At 36.0% G+C, this 19498-nt stretch carries 20 protein-coding genes; 19 read left to right on the forward strand and 1 reads right to left on the reverse strand.

Going from position 1 to position 19498, the window contains the following annotated elements; genetic code table 11:
• Positions 1-132: 132 nt before the first annotated feature.
• The 9 genes from UtA1_RS09400 to UtA1_RS09440 all read left to right on the forward strand — a co-directional run bounded on the left by UtA1_RS09400 (position 133) and on the right by UtA1_RS09440 (position 6622).
• Entirely contained in the window at positions 133-1389 is a 1257-nt protein-coding gene (locus UtA1_RS09400; protein ID WP_096550823.1) for a tetratricopeptide repeat protein, read from the forward strand.
• A 13-nt stretch (positions 1390-1402) separates the two neighbouring features.
• A complete protein-coding gene (locus tag UtA1_RS09405) occupies positions 1403-1960 on the forward strand; it encodes a ReoY family proteolytic degradation factor (protein ID WP_016836969.1) in 558 nt (185 codons plus the stop codon).
• A gap of 123 nt (positions 1961-2083) precedes the next feature.
• The gene (locus UtA1_RS09410; protein ID WP_016836970.1) at positions 2084-2533 is read left to right on the forward strand and encodes a YpiF family protein; all 450 of its coding nucleotides are present in this window, start codon (positions 2084-2086) and stop codon (positions 2531-2533) included.
• A 151-nt stretch (positions 2534-2684) separates the two neighbouring features.
• Positions 2685-3182, forward strand: a complete 498-nt coding sequence (locus tag UtA1_RS09415; RefSeq protein WP_016836971.1) for a QcrA and Rieske domain-containing protein — start codon at positions 2685-2687, stop codon at positions 3180-3182.
• A 22-nt stretch (positions 3183-3204) separates the two neighbouring features.
• Entirely contained in the window at positions 3205-3879 is a 675-nt protein-coding gene (qcrB, locus tag UtA1_RS09420) for a menaquinol-cytochrome c reductase cytochrome b subunit (RefSeq protein WP_096550824.1), read from the forward strand.
• A 39-nt stretch (positions 3880-3918) separates the two neighbouring features.
• A complete protein-coding gene (locus tag UtA1_RS09425) occupies positions 3919-4713 on the forward strand; it encodes a menaquinol-cytochrome c reductase cytochrome b/c subunit (protein ID WP_096550825.1) in 795 nt (264 codons plus the stop codon).
• Between the two features lie 158 nt (positions 4714-4871).
• Entirely contained in the window at positions 4872-5471 is a 600-nt protein-coding gene (gene lhaT, locus UtA1_RS09430; RefSeq protein ID WP_096550826.1) for a lipoprotein heptaprenylglyceryl N-acetyltransferase LhaT, read from the forward strand.
• Positions 5472-5529: 58 nt separating this feature from the next.
• Positions 5530-6207 carry a zinc metallopeptidase gene (locus UtA1_RS09435; RefSeq protein ID WP_016836975.1) on the forward strand — a complete coding sequence of 226 codons (678 nt, stop codon included), beginning with the start codon at positions 5530-5532 and terminating at the stop codon, positions 6205-6207.
• Positions 6208-6415: 208 nt separating this feature from the next.
• A complete protein-coding gene (locus tag UtA1_RS09440) occupies positions 6416-6622 on the forward strand; it encodes a hypothetical protein (RefSeq protein WP_096550827.1) in 207 nt (68 codons plus the stop codon).
• 107 nt (positions 6623-6729) lie between these two features.
• Here UtA1_RS09440 and UtA1_RS09445 read toward each other — a convergent pair whose 3' ends face one another.
• The gene (locus UtA1_RS09445) at positions 6730-7578 is read right to left on the reverse strand and encodes a YitT family protein (RefSeq protein WP_096550828.1); all 849 of its coding nucleotides are present in this window, start codon (positions 7576-7578) and stop codon (positions 6730-6732) included.
• 287 nt (positions 7579-7865) lie between these two features.
• Here UtA1_RS09445 and dapB point away from each other — a divergent pair, with 287 nt between their 5' ends.
• The 10 genes from dapB (at position 7866) to dinG (ending at position 19462) form a co-directional block, all read left to right on the forward strand.
• Positions 7866-8663 (forward strand): 4-hydroxy-tetrahydrodipicolinate reductase, encoded by a 798-nt coding sequence (gene dapB / locus UtA1_RS09450; RefSeq protein ID WP_096550829.1) that lies wholly within the window; start codon positions 7866-7868, stop codon positions 8661-8663.
• Positions 8664-8688: 25 nt separating this feature from the next.
• Entirely contained in the window at positions 8689-9096 is a 408-nt protein-coding gene (locus UtA1_RS09455) for a methylglyoxal synthase (RefSeq protein WP_026018954.1), read from the forward strand.
• 128 nt (positions 9097-9224) lie between these two features.
• Positions 9225-10364, forward strand: coding sequence for an N-acetyl-alpha-D-glucosaminyl L-malate synthase BshA (bshA, locus tag UtA1_RS09460; protein WP_096550830.1), 1140 nt, complete (start codon positions 9225-9227; stop codon positions 10362-10364).
• The gene (locus tag UtA1_RS09465; protein WP_096550831.1) at positions 10361-11554 is read left to right on the forward strand and encodes a CCA tRNA nucleotidyltransferase; all 1194 of its coding nucleotides are present in this window, start codon (positions 10361-10363) and stop codon (positions 11552-11554) included. The genes bshA and UtA1_RS09465 overlap by 4 nt, the downstream gene beginning before the upstream one ends.
• On the forward strand, positions 11523-12512 hold the full coding sequence (locus tag UtA1_RS09470) for a biotin--[acetyl-CoA-carboxylase] ligase (RefSeq protein ID WP_096550832.1): 990 nt from the start codon (positions 11523-11525) through the stop codon (positions 12510-12512). Before UtA1_RS09465 ends, UtA1_RS09470 begins: the two co-directional genes overlap by 32 nt.
• Before the next feature lie 274 nt (positions 12513-12786).
• Positions 12787-13620 (forward strand): 3-methyl-2-oxobutanoate hydroxymethyltransferase, encoded by an 834-nt coding sequence (gene panB, locus UtA1_RS09475; protein ID WP_016836984.1) that lies wholly within the window; start codon positions 12787-12789, stop codon positions 13618-13620.
• A gap of 4 nt (positions 13621-13624) precedes the next feature.
• Positions 13625-14491, forward strand: coding sequence for a pantoate--beta-alanine ligase (gene panC, locus UtA1_RS09480; RefSeq protein WP_016836985.1), 867 nt, complete (start codon positions 13625-13627; stop codon positions 14489-14491).
• On the forward strand, positions 14484-14867 hold the full coding sequence (panD, locus tag UtA1_RS09485; protein ID WP_016836986.1) for an aspartate 1-decarboxylase: 384 nt from the start codon (positions 14484-14486) through the stop codon (positions 14865-14867). Before panC ends, panD begins: the two co-directional genes overlap by 8 nt.
• A 207-nt stretch (positions 14868-15074) precedes the next feature.
• Complete coding sequence (lpdA, locus tag UtA1_RS09490) at positions 15075-16415, forward strand: dihydrolipoyl dehydrogenase (RefSeq protein WP_096550833.1); 1341 nt, start codon at positions 15075-15077, stop codon at positions 16413-16415.
• Between the two features lie 248 nt (positions 16416-16663).
• Entirely contained in the window at positions 16664-19462 is a 2799-nt protein-coding gene (dinG, locus tag UtA1_RS09495) for an ATP-dependent DNA helicase DinG (protein ID WP_096550834.1), read from the forward strand.
• Positions 19463-19498 lie beyond the last annotated feature (36 nt).

Below are 19498 nucleotides of genomic sequence, written 5' to 3' on the forward strand. Positions count from 1 at the left end.
CATATCAAAAAAACATCATTTTCTCCTTGGAGAAAATGATGTTTTTTTAGATTTGTCCCAACCTCTTTTTCTTGTCTATTGAAAATTAGTTTTGTAGCATATTAATAGATAAAGAAAGTAAAGGTGAGCAAATTGAATAACATCACAAAGGACTTAATCGAAGCAATTGAAGAAGGAGAAATAGAACGCATTGATGCCCTATTAGAGACATTTTTTCTTAACGAAACACCAGAAGTTCAATATGAAATTAGTGATTTGTTTTTGCAATATGGGTATATACAGCATGCAAAACGAGTGCTGGAACATTTACGTTTCATCTTTCCTGATGAAGCACAAATTGCAATCGACTACGCTTCCGTGTTAATTGAGCTTGGTGAGGAAGAAGAAGCGCTCAATATTTTAACTAGCATTGAAGAGAGCGCACCAGAGTATCCCCAATGCTTGCTAATTCTTGCTGATTACTATCAAATGCAAGGGTTGTATGAAGTGGCGGAACAACGGATCAACGAAGCGTTGGAAATACTTCCCGATGAACCGCTAATTCAATTTGCAAGAGCGGAGTTATTATTTGAAATTGGACGTTTTACAGAAGCTGCACGAATTTACGAAGACTTGCATAAACAAGAAAAAACCATTGCGGGTGTATTACTGGCAGAAAGGCTTGCAGAAGTATACCGTGCAGGCGGGGGATATGAAACGGCCCTTGATTATTACATGGAAGCATTGGAAGAGAAAGTAACTGCTGATTTGTTATACGGCAGTGCTTATAGCGCTTTCCAATGCGAAAAATATGAAACGGCTATCAGGCAATTAGAAGATTTAAAAGAACTAGATCCAGATTACTTTAGCAGTTATCTATTACTTGCCCAAAGTTATGCCATGTTAGAGGATAATAAAAAAGCATATAGTATAATAAAAGAAGGAATTAAACGAGATGAATATGAAAAATCCTTCTATTTATTTGCAGGTAAAATTGCATTAAAAAATAACCTTCCCGAAGAATCCATTGAGCATTTGCAAAAAGCTATTGCTCTAGACCCTGAATATATGGAAGCAATCCTTGTACTAATGTCTATTTACCATCAAATGGAACGCTATGATGAAATCATTGAGCTGTATGAAAATTTACAAAAGGAACAGTTTGAGTGGATTTCGCTATATCCTTTCATTGCGGATGCTTATGCAAAAAATGAAGAGTACACACGAGCATACGAAATTTATAAAGCAGCATATAATGAATTAAAGGATGATACATCTTTTCTAGAAAACTATTGTTATTTCCTTATTGAAGATGGTAAACGAGATGAAGCGAAAGAAGTAGTACAACGATTAATTGAGTTACAACCTGCAGAAGTACAGTGGTTAGATTTGCTTGAGAGTCTAGAATAGGGGAGGGACACTCATGACTTCTTCCGTACCAATTGTAGACAAAAAGAATTTTGTGCGCTGGTTTTTAAAAAATTTCCAATTGAAGCGACGAGAATGTGTATGGATATTAAATTATTTGCTTAGTAATGATCAGTTGCTTGAAAATATTCATTTTGTAGAAGAAGCTCATTATTGTCCGAGAGCGATTGTAATGTCGAGTGTTGATTCAAATGGTGTGCCGTTCAGATTTTACAAAGGCAACATTATGACAAGTGATGCTGAAAAATCCTTTCATGATTTAAGACTTTATCCAAATGAAGATATGTACATTCAGCTAAACTTTCCGAATGTGCCACCTAACCAATTGTATTTGGCAGTATTGGAAGAAAATCCGTATATGCCAAAATACTTGCATATTAATGAAAAAGACCGGTTAATTGCAGAAGAAATACTGAATACGAGCATGCTAACGTTCCAAGAAGAGAAATTATTAAAAGAAATAGATGAAGCGCTTGACCAAGGAGATAAAGAAAAGTTTTTAGAACTTTCGAATCTATTACAAGCATTAAAAGAAACTTCGAAACATCACTAGCGAAATTCAGTCGAAAGAGACGCTCTTTTCGACTGGATTTTTTATTTTCATCATCTTTTTCTAATAGAGTGGGGTATAATGATTTATGATTGATGAAAAAATGATTATTTGGAGGAAATAAAAATGTATTTTCAAGTAAAAGATGTACAACAATATCAACAGAACAAAGAATTTATTGATACTGCAATCGTTCCACTAGTTTATTTAGATTTTGCTGAGGACAAGATGGTAAAAAGCAGCTCGGATGTAGAGTTTTTAATGTCGCTTACATCCTTTATTGAACAGCAATTTAAAGGCCGCTTAATGTTAATTCCTCCATTTTCTTATACAGAAAGCACAAGAAGCGAGCAGGTTGTCCCAATCTTGAAAAAAAATATACAAGAAGGAGGATTTAAACACGTCATCTTTATCACTTGCGATCATTATTGGACAAACCTTCAAAAAGAAGTGGATGTTATTTGGTTGCCTGCAATACCAATTGAATCGATGGACAAAGATGTGAAGAAACGAATTTTAGAAGAACAATTAAAACAAGTAATCCCAGTTCTGACATCTAAGTGGACTCAACAGTAGAAATTATTTCAATAATTGTTCACATTCTAAATAAATACGAGATATTGCAATATTGACCTGCCTATTTTATTGATATATCATAGATATGTCCTAGTTTATACTATTATTATTATGTCTGTTGGACTGACCTTAAGTTAGAGGGGGGAAAAGGATGGTTAACAAAAAGGTTTCAAGACGTCAATTTCTTAACTACACTTTAACTGGTGTTGGTGGATTTATGGCGGCAGGTATGCTAATGCCAATGTTACGCTTTGCAATTGATCCAGCTTTACAAGTTAAAGCTGAAGGCGATTTTATACTAACTAGCCAAAAAATTGCTGACTTAACTGATGTTCCCGTACGAGTTGACTTTACTTATGAACAAGTAGACGCTTGGTATAAGTCTGAAGTTTCGGAAATGGCTTGGGTTTACAAAGAAGGAGATCGAATCGTAGCTCTTTCACCTGTTTGTAAACACTTAGGTTGTACGGTTAACTGGGAAGGTGACCGCCCAAATGAATACTTCTGTGCTTGTCATGGTGGACGTTATGAAAAGAATGGTAAAAACATTCCAGGTACACCACCAACAGGTCCGTTAGATGAGTATGAAGTATCTGAAAAAGATGGTTATTTAATGCTTGGGAAGAAAATACCAAACACATTAGTTTAATTAGTTAGGGGGTACAACACAAGTGCTAAATAAATTATATGATTGGGTCGATGAACGTTTAGATATCACCCCAATTTGGCGTGATATTGCCGACCATGAAGTGCCAGAGCACGTAAACCCTGCACATCACTTCTCTGCATTCGTCTACTGTTTCGGAGGACTTACATTCTTCATTACGGTTATTCAAATTTTATCTGGTATGTTCTTAACAATGTATTATGTACCAGACGTAGAGAATGCATGGAAATCAGTATACTACTTGCAAAACGAAGTAGCATTTGGTGAGATTGTGCGCGGTATGCACCACTGGGGAGCTTCATTAGTTATCGTAATGATGTTCTTACATACGCTTCGTGTATTCTTCACAGGTTCTTATAAGAAACCTCGTGAATTAAACTGGATTGTAGGGGTATTAATCTTCTGTGTTATGTTAGGTCTTGGATTCACAGGATACCTACTACCTTGGGACATGAAAGCGTTGTTTGCTACAAAAGTAGGTCTTGAAATTGCGGGTTCTGTACCATTTATTGGTGATTTAATTAAAATCTTACTTGCTGGTGATGCTACAATCATCGGTGCTCAAACATTAACTCGTTTCTTCGCTATTCACGTATTCTTCTTGCCAGCAGCTTTATTTGCGTTGCTTGCAGTTCACTTTATTATGATTCGTCGTCAAGGTATTTCAGGACCACTATGATTTAATTTATAGAGTTGTTATTCAAAAGGAGGGGACAACATGCATCGCGGAAAAGGAATGAAATTCGTCGGCGACTCTCGCGTTAAGGCCTCAAACCGAATGCCGAATAAGCCGAAAGATTATTCCGAATATCCAGGTAAAACAGAAGCCTTCTGGCCAGACTTCTTATTAAAAGAATGGATGGTTGGTTCTGTTTTCCTTATCGGTTATTTGATTTTAACAGTCGCTCACCCATCACCATTAGAGCGTCCAGCTGATCCAACTGATACAGGTTATATTCCATTACCAGACTGGTATTTCTTATTCTTATATCAATTATTAAAATATTCATTTGCTTCTGGTGACTATAACGTTATCGGTGCAATTGTTATGCCAGGACTTGCTGTTGCAGCATTATTATTAATGCCTTGGTTAGATAAAGGTCCTGAGCGTCGTCCATCAAAACGACCAATTCCAACTGCAATTATGTTATTGGTAGTAGCTTCAATGTTCTATTTAACATGGGAGTCTGTTGTAAACCATGACTGGGAAGCTTCAAAAGCTCAAGGTCAAATTACACCAAAAGATTTAGGACTAGTACCAGATATTGAAATTGATGAGAATTCTGAAGGCTATCAAATCTTCCAATCTCAACAAACTTGTGTTGCTTGTCACGGCGGTGATTTAACAGGTGTTGGTTCAAACCCTATGTTATTAGGTAATGAACTAACAGCTGAAGAAGTTGAAGAAGTAATTCGAAATGGCCGTGGTGCAATGCCTCCAGGACAATTCTCTGGTACGGATGAAGAATTAAAAACATTAGCAGAATTTATTGCGTCATTAAAAGAAGAATAATGTTTTTGAAGGGAGTTAGTTATTATGCTAGCTCCTTTTTTCTTTATGGCGTATATATAAAATTCGAAAATAATTCACAATCTGCTGTCATATTTGGTATTATTACTTATGAAAAATAATAACCATATATGCCTATTTTTTCAAAAAGGAGAAACACAATGAAAACCTTATTGCCGCAGTTTACGTACGTGTTACAACATCGCACCTTTTTAACTTTGTTATTCATTGTTAATTTCTTAGGTACCATCTACGGATATATTTGGTATATTCCTCAACTTTCAAGAACGGCACCACAATTTCTCATTTTTGTACCGGATAGCCCTACTGCGAGCTTATTTTTCTGTTTAGCTATTATAGGCTGGTTATTGGGCACGAACTTTAAATTAATCGAAGCTCTTGCATTAATAACGTTAGTGAAATACGGTATATGGGCAGTAGTGATGAATATACTAACATTGATGGAGATAGGTTCAATTGGGCTTGCAGGATGGATGTTGATTATTTCTCATGGTATGATGGCAGTTGAAGGAATTCTATATATGCAGAAATACCGCTTTACAAACATTCATATTGCCATTGCTGCTATCTGGACTTTGCATAATGATGTCATCGATTATGTATATGGACAAATGCCAACGTACAGCAGTTTATACAAATATGCCAACCATATTGGATATTTCACATTTTGGTTATCAATTGCCTGCATAGCTATTTCCTATTATTCTTTAAAGAAGCGTAATTATTTGCATATAATTTAATAAATAATTAGAATAAAAAGTAAGATGAACAGTAGGAAAGGGGACTAAAGTCAACAGGATGTATATTCTATACTTTCTAATCATTTTATTATTACCAATTTATGCACAATTTAAAGTTCGAAACACTTATAAACGTTTTTCAAGTGTACATGCGTCAAAAGGCTTAACAGGTGCTCAAGTAGCGCGAATGATTTTAGATAGTCATGGACTTTATGATGTTCGCGTCGTTCCAACACAAGGTGTTTTATCCGATCACTATAACCCGATGACAAAAACTGTGGCATTATCTGAAGATAACTATCATAATGATTCATTGGCTGCAATTGCAGTAGCTGCCCACGAATGCGGACACGCTGTTCAACATAAAGAAGCATACTCTTTTTTAACTTTACGTTCAAAACTTGTACCAGTTGCAAACTTCTCATCTAGTTTATCTTGGATTTTTGTACTAATCGGTATTATTTCGTACAGTGCCAATATGCTTTTATTAGGTATTATTTTACTTGGTGCCGGCGTATTGTTCCAACTTGTAACATTACCAGTGGAATTTGATGCGTCGAAACGCGCTATGAATGAAGTCATTCAATTAGGAATTATTAACAATGATGAAGAACGTGGCGCAAGAAAAGTATTAAGTGCAGCAGCATTAACTTATGTTGCAGCAGCTGCAGTGGCTGTACTAGAGCTATTGCGTTTAATTTTAATATTTACAAATATGAGTTCTAATGAAGATTAATGAACTGTAAAGAGCGAGTTGGTCAAATGCCAATTCGCCTTTTTGCTTTTTAGAAGAATAATTAGTTGGAATATAGGGGTGACAAAGATTCCATTTAACTTGAACAAATAAATATGTAAGAAAAAATTCAAATTTTCCATGAATAAATTAATAAGCCCTCCCTTTCATTAATAAGATATAGCAAATCGGCTTGAACAGGAGGGGAAAGATGAAGATTAGTTATTCGAAACTGTTTTTGTTCGGGTTTCTTGGTTTCATTATTATTCTATGTCTTGCAATATATTCCATTAAATTATCTTTAAGCTATTTAGATAATGAAGATGAAGAAACGTATGATGGTTTTAGAATTTCAGATATTAAAGAATCAGATTCAACAGAGGAGAGCATTTCAATCGAATTCGAAGAAGATCATTAATATACTTGACATTTTTTGAGGCTGTCTTATGGAGCAGATTTACCTAGACAGCCTTTGAATGTACGAGCTGAATGTAATGGAATCAAGTAAAGGGCTAAAGCATTTTATTATTCTTCAATTCGGAAGCCTTCTCCTGTTACATCTTTTACATCAACAATCGACACGAAAGCATTTGGATCGAGTTTACGGATAATGGATTTTAGTTGAACGATTTCATTTCGACTGACGATGCAGTACAACACATCTCTTGACTGCTTTGTATAGTATCCGTAAGCATGAAAAACTGTGATTCCACGATTCATTTTTTCAGTTACGGATTTTGCAATTTCATCTGGTTTATTGGAAATAATGAATGCCCCTTTAGCAGAATATGCCCCTTCTTGAACGATATCAATCACTCTAGCTCCCACAAATACAGCCACAAGCGTATACATCATTGTGATGGAACTTAAGAAAGTTAACCAAGAGGCAACTAGTACTAAAGAGTCGAATAGAAACATTGTTTTTCCCATGCTCCAACCAATATATTTATTGGCAAGGCGGGCAATGATATCAACGCCACCAGTAGTCCCACCACAACGAAAAATGATACCTAAACCGACACCTACAAATACTCCTGCAAATAAAGACGCCAGTAGTAAATCGTTGTGCAAATCTAGCGGAAATTGATAGGTTTGAAAAATTCTTAAAAATACAGAAACGCTTATGATGCCGAGAACCGAGTAGAAAAACTCTTTACGTCCAAGCAATTTCCAACCTAAAATAAACATTGGAATATTTAAAAGGATGTTCATAATTGCCGGATCCCAATTAAGTGTAAAAAATAGAATTAAAGTAATTCCACTAAATCCGCCTTCTCCCAGCCCATTTAACATATTAAAATGGACGAAACCGAAACTGAAAATGGCAGTTCCTATAATAATTCCAATAATTTGTTGGATTTTAATATCCTTCAATCTATTACCTCCTTATGAAGAAAGGGCGTTATGGCAAGACTGCATTTTAATTATGTTTTATTTTTCTACTTTTGACAACGAAATCCCTTTTCATTACGATTGTTAAGAAAGAGTGATATGATAATATAATAAACTTTTAATAATAACAATATTCGACTTAATTTTTTGTTAGATGCAAACATTCGAGTAAAATAGGAGTAAAGACATTAGCAAGTAGGGGAATAGAAGTACCATTTGAAACCTTATAAGAAGAAATAAACATTGATGATATGAAAGGACGAATGCCAATGACAATAAGAGTAGCAATCGCAGGTTGCAGAGGGAAAATGGGGAAGGAAGCTGTCAACACTGTTGTCAATCAAGAAGGAATGGAGTTAGTAGCAGCTCTTGATTACAAACATGTTGGAGAAAGTCTTGCGGAACTTGAAATGTTCCCACCCGATTTAGATGTACCGATTTATTTGAATTTAAAACAATTAATTGAAGAAACAAAACCTGATGTATTAATTGATTTAACAAGTCCTCAAGCAGTGTATGACCATGTAAAGGTATCTCTTTTACATAACGTTCGTCCAGTTGTTGGAACTACAGGATTTACAGACGAACAACTAGAGGAATTAATTCAGCTTGCCGAAGAACAAAAAACGGGTTGTATTATTGCACCGAATTTTGCCATTGGTGCTGTGTTAATGATGAAGTTTGCAAAAGAAGCGGCAAAATATTTGCCTAACGTTGAAATTATCGAATTACATCATGATCGCAAATTAGATGCTCCTTCTGGTACAGCAAAGAAAACCGCTCAAATGATTGCAGAAGTTAGAGAAGCGCAAAAACAAGGACATCCATTAGAAGAGGAAACGATGAAAGGTGCAAGAGGAGCAGATTTTGAAGGGATGCGTATTCACTCTGTTCGCCTTCCTGGATTAGTCGCTCACCAAGAGGTAATTTTTGGCGGAAAAGGTCAATTATTAACCATTCGTCATGATTCCTTTAACCGAGAATCCTTTATGGATGGCATTGTGTATTGTGTCGAAAAAGTCATGGAACTAGACAAATTAGTTTATGGAATGGAAAATATTTTATAAATCGGGAAGATTGGAATGAGTGAATATGAAAATTGCATTAATTGCCCATGATCGTAAAAAAGATAGTCTTGTCGAGTTTGCCATTGCATATAAAGAAATATTACAGCAACATGAATTATATGCTACAGGAACAACAGGTCGCCGCATCATTGAAGAAGTTGGATTAGAGGTTACGTGTTTCCGATCAGGTCCATTAGGGGGCGATCAACAAATTGGAGCGATGATTGCAAACAACGATATGGATATGGTATTTTTCTTCCGCGATCCGTTAACTGCGCAACCTCATGAACCAGACGTTACAGCCCTCGTGCGTTTATGTGATGTTTATCACGTTCCGCTTGCAACGAATATGGGAACGGCAGAAATCTTATTAAAAGGGCTACAAAAAGGTTTCGTTGATTGGAGACTCATTCAAGAAAGAAAATTTAATTAAACAGTGGCTTTACTGTTGATTTCCCTTATTTGAATGCCATTGTTCAGTTTAACAGTTTAGTCTTTTCGTTATGTTGGTATAAATTAGTGAATATAATGAATACGCATAAATTGAAAGGACGTGTGTCGGTGAGAAAATTAAAGATAGGTATTACATGTTACCCTACTGTGGGTGGCTCAGGAGTGTTAGCGACAGAGCTTGGTAAAAAACTTGCTGAGCGTGGTCATGAAATCCATTTTATCACTTCTAGTGTTCCTTTTCGGTTAAAGAAAATTTACCCGAATGTCTTTTTCCACGAAGTAGAAGTAAATAATTATTCCGTTTTTCAATATCCTCCGTATGATATCGCTTTGGCAAGTAAAATGGCCGATGTCATTTTAGATGAAAAATTAGATGTATTGCATGTTCATTATGCGATACCGCATGCAGTGTGTGCAGTCCTTGCCCGCGATATGTGTGGAGAAAATATTGGAATTGTCACAACGTTACACGGAACAGATATTTCTGTATTAGGCCAAGATTCCACACTCTCCCAAGCCATCAGATATGGAATTGAAAAATCCGACATAGTCACAGCAGTATCCAACGCATTAAAACAACAAACCTATGATATTATTGGTACGAATAAAGAAATCGAAACGATATATAATTTTGTGGATGAATCCGTATTTAAACCAATAGAAAAAGCTACTCTGTTAAAACAGCAATATGGTATTCGTGATGATGAAAAGGTCATCATTCACTGTTCAAACTTCAGAAAGATTAAAAACTTGCCAGACATTGTTGAAACATTCATCGAAATTCGAAAACAGCTTCCAGCAAAATTACTGCTCGTTGGAGATGGCCCTGAAAAACACCGAGTGATGGTTCAGGTGAAAGAATCTCCATATAAAGACGATATTTTATTTTTAGGAAAACAAGAAAATGTGGAAGAATTATTTTCTATTAGCGATTTAAAATTATTATTGTCTGAAAAAGAATCGTTTGGTTTAGTGCTATTGGAAGCAATGGCATGCGGTGTTCCGGGTATTGGAACGAACGTTGGAGGAATACCGGAAGTAATTGAGCATGGTGTCAACGGCTATGTTGTTGAGTTAGGTGATGTGCAACAAGCGGCTGCATATGCGATTGAATTGTTAACAGATGAAAATAAACATGAGGAATTTAAACTAAACGCAATACAAACGGTTCAAACAAAATTCCACGAAGAACCTATTATCGATCAATACGAAGAATTATATTATCGATTGGCGGCATTAAAAGTATGAAACAGGTAAAAGATTGGGATGTCGCATTGCGCGTCATTGATAAAATTGAAAAAGCTGGATTTGAAGCCGTCATTGTTGGCGGTGCAGTACGCGACCATTTGCTGCAACGAGAAATACATGATGTCGATGTGGCAACAAGTGCACTACCGATGGAAATTAAAAAAATATTTTCCAATACAGTTGATGTAGGAATTGAGCATGGCACGGTGGTTGTTTTAGACGAAGGGAAACCTATTGAAGTAACAACTTATCGTACAGACGGAACCTATACAGATTTTCGCCGACCGGAAGAAGTCACATTTGTACGAGATTTGCCAAAAGATTTAGAACGGCGTGATTTTACGATTAATGCCATGGCTTATACAAAGGATGGTACCATTATCGACCTATTTGGTGGGAAAGAAGATATTGAGAATCGTATAATTCGAGCAGTTGGAGATGCCAATTCCCGATTTCGAGAAGATGCTCTTCGAATGCTTCGAGCAGTGCGTTTTGCTGCACAATTAGGTTTTGATATTGATGAATCAACGATGAAAGCCATCCAAAAAGATTGTGATTTAATTGAATTTATTGCCCGTGAACGAATTCATATGGAATTCTCAAAAATGTGGGTAGCAGATTATGTATATTTCGGTGTTAAAGCTCTAGTCGACAGTGATTTAGCCCTTTACTTACCTGGCAACTTTAGAGAGAATTTAGAGGCTTGGAAGGAATTTCACACAAAGCAAGAGGAAGTTGGATGGGCATACCTCTGTTTGCTAAACCGTAATGATATAGAGAATATTAATGATTTTTATAAATTATCCAATAAAGAAAAAAACTTTACGAAAAAAGTGATTCAAGCGTATGACAGTCTCTTAAAACGTTGGGATGAATATGATTATTTTTCAAATGATCTAATAATTTTAGAAACAGCTTATGATTTTGCAACATGGCAAGGAAAAAATGTTCCATTTGAAAAAGAGCATATTGCGAAGGTGAAAGAACATTTACCAATTCAATCAATGGAACAATTTGCACTGAATGGCAACCTCTTAATGGAATGGTCAGGTTTAAAGGGCGGACCTTGGTTGAAAGAAGCATTAAACAAAGCGTTATATGCAGTATTATCAGGCAGAGTAAAAAATGATGAAGAACACTTAAAGGAATGGTTCCACAATGAATTTATCGATGAAAGACAAAATCATTAAACGTTTTTTAGAAGCAAAAGATGAGCCAATTTCGGGGCAACAATTGGCAGATGATTTAGGAATTTCTCGTACAGCAATTTGGAAACATTTACAAAATCTGCAAGAAGAGGGATATGAATTTATTACGATTAAGAAAAAAGGGTATAAATTAATTGCTGTACCTGATCGTGTAGATGCTGCTAAAATTTCATCCTATTTAAAAACGAAACGCTTTGGCCACACGATTCATTATTTTGAAGAAATAGATTCGACACAAAGGCTGGCTCACCAGTTGGCAAGAGATGGTGCGAAAGACGGCACGATCATCATTGCTGAAGAACAAACTGGTGGAAAAGGAAGAATGCAAAGAACATGGTATTCTGCAAAAGGGAAAGGGATTTGGATGACAGTTATTGTTCGTCCAGATCTTCTCCCTCACCAAGCGCCTCAATTTACATTAATCGCTGCGGTTAGCATCGTAATGGCAATGAAATCTTTATATACTAACTTTACACCAGAAATTAAATGGCCAAATGATATTTTAATTAATGGAAAAAAATGCGTTGGGATATTAACGGAAATGCTAGCAGAAATGGATCGGGTGGACGGTTTGTTAATTGGAATTGGCATCAACGCCAATCATGAACAGACTGATTTTCCAGATGAACTGAAAGAGATTGCAACATCAGTTGCCATAGAGGAAAAGCAAAAAGTGGACCGTGCACAACTTGTTGCGGAGATTCTATCATATTTAGAACGATATACAGATGAGTATATCGAAAATGGTTTTAAGTCCATTAAGCAATTGTGGGTAGAGCATTCTTGTACAATTGGAAAACGAATTAGAGCATCAACGATTAGGGAAGTTATTGAAGGAAAAGCAATCGGAATTACTGATGAAGGCGTACTGGAAATATTATTGGATAACGGTCAAATAAAGAAAGTTTATTCTGCAGATATTGAGATTCAAAATCAATAGCTATTTCAAACGCCCTGTCTTATATTTCATTCAACGCTTTACAAACTAGGCTTTTTTCTGTATCTTTTTAATAAAGTTGTGTAGTTCGATGGGCAGTATCGTAACGAACTGTACCTGTACGCAACTTGATAAATGGAATCTGCCTTGATCTAGTAAGACAGGGACGGAAGAAAACAAGTTCGAAACATCCGAACAAATACTATCCTTCTGTCCATTTTTGGAAGAAGGATATTTTTTTGTTTTCTTCCTCCGAATTTAATAAGGAGGAAACAATATGAAAACAACGAGCGATTTTTTAAAGATGAAGCAGAATCGTGAGAAAATCGTTATGGTTACTGCTTACGACTATCCTGCTGCAAAATATGCAGAAGAAGCAGAAGTCGATATGATTCTTGTCGGCGACTCGTTAGGGATGGTTGTTTTAGGCTACGATTCTACAGTGCAAGTAACTGTGGAAGATATGATTCATCATGCAAAGGCGGTTCGTCGAGGAGCTAAAGACACATTTTTAGTGGTGGACATGCCTTTCGGATCCTACCATGGTGATCCGAATGAAGCGTTAAAAACAGCAGTTCGCATGATGCAGGAAACAGGAGCAGATGCACTGAAATTAGAAGGTGCCGGTGAAGTGTTATATGTGATAAAAAAATTAGTTCAAGCTGGAATTCCTGTTGTAGCTCATTTAGGTTTGACACCTCAATCGGTTGGGGTTCTAGGCGGATATAAAGTCCAAGGGAAGACGGCAGAACAAGCTAAAAACTTAATTGAAGATGCCCTTCGTTGCCAAGAAGCAGGAGCCATGGCTCTAGTATTGGAATGTATTCCTCATCAATTAACAGAAATTGTATCCAATAAACTAGTTATTCCAACAATCGGCATTGGTGCTGGTCCTGAAGCAGATGGACAAGTACTAGTATTCCATGACTTATTAAGATATGGAAATCACCATATTCCGAAATTTGCGAAGGAATTTGCAAATGTTGGGGAACACATTCAGAAGGGGATTGAAGGGTATACAAAGAGTGTAAAAGATGGCTCGTTCCCAGCTCCTGAACATTGCTTCAACATGAAAGATGAAGAATTATTTTCAATTTATGGAGGCAAATAAACCGATGGAAGTCGTCACAACAATAGCCGAACTAAAAGAGATTGTAAGAAAGGCAAAAGCAGAAGGAAAAACAATCGGTCTTGTACCAACGATGGGCTATCTTCATGAAGGTCATATGGCGTTGGCGAAAGCGGCAAGAGAAGAAAACGATTTTATCATCATGAGTATTTTTGTGAATCCTACTCAATTCGGACCGAATGAAGACTATGAATCTTATCCAAGGGATTTAGAACGAGATCAAAAAATTGCCGAATCGGTAGGAGTAGATGTTGTGTTTGCTCCATCAGTTGATGAAATGTATCCAACTGATGGCGGTATTCGAATTCATGCAGGCAGACAAGCAACGATTCTTTGTGGTGCATCAAGGCCAGGGCACTTTGATGGTGTGTTGCAAGTAGTTACAAAGTTATTCCATTTAGCAGAACCGACAAGAGCTTATTTCGGCCAAAAGGATGCACAACAAGCTGCCATTATTTCTACTCTTGTTAGAGATTTTAATTTCCCATTAGAAATTCGCACAGTGCCAATTGTTCGAGAAGAAGACGGACTTGCGAAATCTTCTCGAAATGTGTATTTGTCTGAAAATGAGCGCAAGGAAGCTCCGGCAATTTATCGAGGACTGCAGCTTGCGAAAGAGGAATTTTTATCTTCCAAAGATGCAGAAAAAGCTATTGGCGTTGCAAAAGACTATATCTTAAAGAACACAACAACAGGGCGTATCGATTATATTGAATTGTTAGCTTATCCAGATTTAAAACCAATAGATGACAGCACAAAGCAATATTTACTTGCAGCAGCAGTATTTATTGGAAAAACTAGACTAATAGACAATATTATGTTTACGAATAAAGGGGATACAGAGAATGTTTAGAGAAATGATGAACGCAAAAATTCATCGTGCACAAGTAACAGAAGCCGATTTAAATTATGTCGGTTCTATTACAATCGATGCCGATATTTTAGATGCAGTAGGCATGCTTCCAAACGAAAAAGTGCAAGTGGTAAATAACAATAACGGTGCTCGTTTTGAAACATACATTATTCCAGGTAAACGAGGTAGCGGCGTTATTTGTGTGAATGGAGCTGCTGCTCGCCTCGTTCAAAAAGGGGATATTGTAATTATTATTTCATATGCTTATGTAGAGCAAGAAAAACTTTCGGAACATAAGCCTACTGTGGCAATTATGGATGAAGGAAATAAAATTAAAGAAATTATCCACTACGAACCTGAAGCTACTGTACTGTAATCTTGTAGAAAAGAGAGCAAATTGGAACGACATATCCTATTTGCTCTTTTTTATTTTTAAATAAATGAAGAATATTTTTCTGAAAATGGCAAATAACATAATGAAATTGCAACTATTCCAAAATTGCTGTTTTGCATAAGAAAAATTCCTTCATTTACATTGATTTACAATTTTTTAGGTGATATTTTTGTTAAAGAGGTGATGAAAATGAAGAAATACGACGTTGCCATTATTGGAGCAGGTGCAGGAGGCTATGTTGCAGCAATTTATGCGGCTCGAAGCGGATTAAACGTAGCTTTAGTAGAAAAAGGTAAAGTGGGAGGAGCATGTTTTAATCTTGGGTGCATTCCGTCCAAAATCATGATTGAACATTCGAAACTCATTCAAAAAATGAAGCTAGGAGAGCAGTGGGGAATTTCGACTGATAACATTGAAATCGATTTTCCAAAATTAATGCAACGGAAAGAAGACTTGATTCAGCAATTACTAGAAGATATTCATCGCTATATTGGTAATAATACGATTACTTATTACTCCGGAAAAGCTGAAGTTACAAAAGATTTAGTTGTTAAAGTAAACGGAGAAGAGTTTGAGGCGAAAGACATTATTTTAGCGACAGGAAGTAAACCATTTGTACCTCCGTTTAAAGGGTTAGAGACAGCAACATATTACACAACTGATACGATTTTCAATATGAAAGAGCTGCCAAAGCAACTCACAATCATTGGTGGTGGCGTGATTTCAATTGAGATGGCTTTTAGCTTAGCACCAATGGGCACAAAAGTAACGATTTTAAATCATAGCCGTGACATTTTGCAGACAGAAGAACCCGATGCACGACCAATTATACGGAAAAAGTTGCATGAGTTAGGAGTGGAACTTGTACTCGATTTTGAATTTGAAGAAATTCGTGGAAATGAAATTGTGACTTCAAGAGGGGTTTATACATATGAAAATTTATTATTTGCAACAGGTAGAAGACCAAATGTAGAAATTGCAGAAGCACTTGGATTAGAAATGGACGGCCGTTACATTAAAGTTAACGAATATTATGAAACAAGTATGCCACATGTATATGCAATTGGCGATATCATCGGAGGTCATCAATTGGCACATGCAGCGAGCGCAGAAGGGATTCATGCCATTGAAGCAATTTTAGGAAATAAACCAGAACCGATTGATTTATCTACCATTCCACGTTGCGTCTATTCAACTCCTGAAATCGCGACATTTGGGGCATTGGAAAATGAAGTAAGTGCAGACGAAGTCATTGTTACAAAATTACCATTTAAAACAAATCCGAAAGCATTGATGGAAGGAAATGCAGATGGATTCATTAAATTTATTTCAAGCAAAAAGGACAATAGCATTTTAGGAGCATGCGTTGTAGGAGATGGTGCGACGGAAATTCTTAATTCCATGCTTGCAGTAAAAGTGGCTGGTGGAACAGCGGAAGATTTAGCTAAAATCATTTTCCCGCATCCTACAAAAAGCGAGCTTATTGGAGATGCAGCAAGAACTGTATTTTGGAAAGGAATCCATATTTAAAAACATTAACTTAGTGAAAAGGTTCCATATCCTTTTCGCTTTTTTTATGTGGCAAATGAGTGCCATCAAAATAAGATATATTTTTATTCGAAAATACTCAAAATCCGAAGCGAATTAGCCAAATTAACGATAAGCATTCGTAAAATATGAATTTCGATGAATGTTGTAAAACAAGACCATGCATTCTTATGTTATGATAAAATTCGCTTATAAATTATAAACATATGTAAATGTGAGTTGAGATTCAAATGGAAATTCAAAAATATGTCATTGTCGATTTAGAAACGACCGGTCATTCTCCTAAAGAAGGAGATCGAATGATTCAAATTGCGATGGTCATTATGAAAAATTGGGAAGTGGAAAAAACTTTCACTACCTTTATCCATCCAGGAAGAACGATTCCTTTATTTATACAAGATCTAACAAATATTTCAGACCAAGACGTCAAGGACGCATTACCATTCGAATCATATGCAGAAGAAATATATGAAATATTGCAGGATGCAGTTTTTGTAGCTCATAATGCCGACTTTGATTTATCTTTTTTGCAATCGGAATTTGAACGTGCGGGATTGCCGAGATGGAAAGGGAAGAAAATTGACACTGTTGAACTATCTAAAATACTGTTTCCTATGGCATTAGGCTATAAATTAGCGGATCTTGCCAGCGAATTAAATATTCCTCTCAATAATGCACATCGAGCGGATGATGATGCGATGGCAACGGCTTTATTATTCAAGAAATGTTGGGAAGAAATGTTATCACTTCCCATTCCAACTATTGAACAATTGCATAAACAGTCATTTAAATTAAAATCGAATATTTCCCATTTATTATTCCAAGCATTACAAGTAAAACGGAAAACGATCGAGAACGAATCGGATTATATCTATTATCAACAATTCGCATTAAAGAAAAAGGCGATAAAAAGTGCTGAAAAAGATTTGAAGGGAAGTTACCCAAATTCTACTGAAGAAAAAGTTGAGCTTCTTTCAAAACACTTTCCCAAATTTGAAAAACGCCAAGAGCAATTTCAAATGATGGATGCCATTTGGGAAACTTATCAAGCGAAAAAAGAAATTATGATTGAAGCATCCACAGGGATTGGGAAAACGCTTGGATATTTGTTACCTTCAATTATCTATGCAAAGCAACGAGGAAAGAAAATATGCATTAGTACTTATACGTCATATTTACTTGAACAAATCTTATATAAAGAGATTCCTAAAATTGAAAAGGTTTTAGGAATAAAGGTAAATGTATCTCTACTAAAAGGAATGAAAAATTACATCGATTTAGAGTTATTTGAACAGCTCATTCAACAAGATGGACATTCCTACGATGAAACGTTGACGATTTTGCAAATTATCGTATGGCTATCAAAAACGAATACTGGTGATTTAAGCGAATTGAATCTATCCGGCGGAGGGCAATTATTCGTTGAAAAAATTCGCAAAAAAAATCGCAATCACCAAAATTCTTTTGATTTTTTTGAAAAAGCCATTAAGGAAAGCTTAGAGTCAGATATTATTGTAACGAACCATGCAATGTTGCTAGCTGATTTAGTGCGTATTGAGCCGATTTTCCAATCGATTGACGGATGGGTAATTGACGAAGCGCACCAATTTGTACAAGCAGCAATTCAACGTGATCAAATTATGTTTTCTTATGCTCAATGGAAATATCTTTTTGGTCAGATTGGAATTTCTTCTGATTCAGGTCTATTCCAAGCTTTTCGAAAAGCAGCAATACAAACAGGAAGAGTCTCTGAACAACTATTTTTCCAATTAGAAAAGTCTTTTGCAACTACTTTGGAACGTATTGAAAGCGCAATGCAAACACTCGCAATTTCAATACAAAATCAAAAACCACCTTTATTAGATTATAAACAGACGGCATTTTTAAAAGATTTATCATTAAATATGCCATTGTTGAAAGATGTTTCGAGAACTTTGCAAAAATGGATTGATTTAGCGGAATATGTTTCAAACCAAGTTCGTCAAGATGTTGAAGAACTCCCAAAGAAAAATAAGCTGCTGTTAGAACGTTGGGATTATTGGATTCGAGAATTAAAAATCAAATTAGCTGAATGGGATGAACTATTTTTTGTAAAAAGCAATCAATTTGCCGTTTGGGTTGAAATAGATAAACGGCATATCCCAGGCAGCCTTCGCATATACAAGAAGCCGATTGAAATAACAGAAACAGTCGATGTATTGTTTAATAATTTAAGGAAAAACGCAGGTGTTATATGGACGTCGGGCACTTTGACCATTCCGAATAATGAGCGATTTATAGCAAAACAATTAGGAATCGCCGACAATGTCCCGATTCTTAAATTGGAAGCTCCCCAAAACTATTACGGTGGAGCGAAAGGTTATATCGTATCCGATATGCCAGATATTCAAGGAGTATCGCAGTCGGATTATATTGAATCGGTTGCAGCGGCTGTAACTCAAATTATTCAAACGATTGAAGGTCGATGTTTTGTTTTATTTACTTCGCAAGATATGCTAAAAAGAACGGTTGAGCTTATTCAAGAAGCAGAATTATTAAATGACTATTTGTTATTTGCACAAGGTGTTACAAGCGGTAGCCGAATGAGGTTATTAAAATCATTCCAAAAATTCCATCGATCTGTATTGTTTGGTACGAACAGTTTTTGGGAAGGGGTCGATGTACCTGGAGAAGATTTGAGTGCTGTCATCATAGTAAGGCTACCTTTTTCTTCCCCTGATGAGCCAACGTTTAAAGCAAAAGCAACGATGTTAACAGAAAAAGGGCAAAACGCTTTTATAGATTTATCTTTACCTGAGGCAATATTACGATTCAAGCAAGGATTCGGGAGACTCATTCGCTCGTCAAAAGATAAAGGAGTGTTCATTGTACTGGATCGACGTATTGAAACGAAATCGTATGGTAAAGAATTTATAAAAGCACTTCCTAACATTAAAATTGAAAAACTCCCTCTACAACATATGGTGAAAGACTTACAACATTGGTATAATAACAAAGGTGAGGAAGGAAAGCAGGTAGACAACAATTGAAAAAAAGAAAAAATTATTCCATAAAATATAAGGTGT

Origin of the sequence: Ureibacillus thermosphaericus, from assembly GCF_002370195.2 — a bacterium.
In the GTDB taxonomy this organism is placed as follows: Bacteria; Bacillota; Bacilli; order Bacillales_A; family Planococcaceae; genus Ureibacillus; species Ureibacillus thermosphaericus.

What these genes read in the sequence shown, in the direction of transcription:
- UtA1_RS09405 (WP_016836969.1), top strand. Translation starts at nt 1,403, where the DNA reads ATGACTTCTTCCGTACCAATTGTAGACAAAAAGAATTTTGTGCGCTGG.
- UtA1_RS09410 (WP_016836970.1), top strand. Translation starts at nt 2,084, where the DNA reads ATGTATTTTCAAGTAAAAGATGTACAACAATATCAACAGAACAAAGAA.
- UtA1_RS09415 (WP_016836971.1), top strand. Translation starts at nt 2,685, where the DNA reads ATGGTTAACAAAAAGGTTTCAAGACGTCAATTTCTTAACTACACTTTA.
- UtA1_RS09425 (WP_096550825.1), top strand. Translation starts at nt 3,919, where the DNA reads ATGCATCGCGGAAAAGGAATGAAATTCGTCGGCGACTCTCGCGTTAAG.
- lhaT (WP_096550826.1), top strand. Translation starts at nt 4,872, where the DNA reads ATGAAAACCTTATTGCCGCAGTTTACGTACGTGTTACAACATCGCACC.
- UtA1_RS09435 (WP_016836975.1), top strand. Translation starts at nt 5,530, where the DNA reads ATGTATATTCTATACTTTCTAATCATTTTATTATTACCAATTTATGCA.
- UtA1_RS09440 (WP_096550827.1), top strand. Translation starts at nt 6,416, where the DNA reads ATGAAGATTAGTTATTCGAAACTGTTTTTGTTCGGGTTTCTTGGTTTC.
- dapB (WP_096550829.1), top strand. Translation starts at nt 7,866, where the DNA reads ATGACAATAAGAGTAGCAATCGCAGGTTGCAGAGGGAAAATGGGGAAG.
- UtA1_RS09455 (WP_026018954.1), top strand. Translation starts at nt 8,689, where the DNA reads ATGAAAATTGCATTAATTGCCCATGATCGTAAAAAAGATAGTCTTGTC.
- UtA1_RS09465 (WP_096550831.1), top strand. Translation starts at nt 10,361, where the DNA reads ATGAAACAGGTAAAAGATTGGGATGTCGCATTGCGCGTCATTGATAAA.
- UtA1_RS09470 (WP_096550832.1), top strand. Translation starts at nt 11,523, where the DNA reads ATGAATTTATCGATGAAAGACAAAATCATTAAACGTTTTTTAGAAGCA.
- panB (WP_016836984.1), top strand. Translation starts at nt 12,787, where the DNA reads ATGAAAACAACGAGCGATTTTTTAAAGATGAAGCAGAATCGTGAGAAA.
- panC (WP_016836985.1), top strand. Translation starts at nt 13,625, where the DNA reads ATGGAAGTCGTCACAACAATAGCCGAACTAAAAGAGATTGTAAGAAAG.
- panD (WP_016836986.1), top strand. Translation starts at nt 14,484, where the DNA reads ATGTTTAGAGAAATGATGAACGCAAAAATTCATCGTGCACAAGTAACA.
- lpdA (WP_096550833.1), top strand. Translation starts at nt 15,075, where the DNA reads ATGAAGAAATACGACGTTGCCATTATTGGAGCAGGTGCAGGAGGCTAT.
- dinG (WP_096550834.1), top strand. Translation starts at nt 16,664, where the DNA reads ATGGAAATTCAAAAATATGTCATTGTCGATTTAGAAACGACCGGTCAT.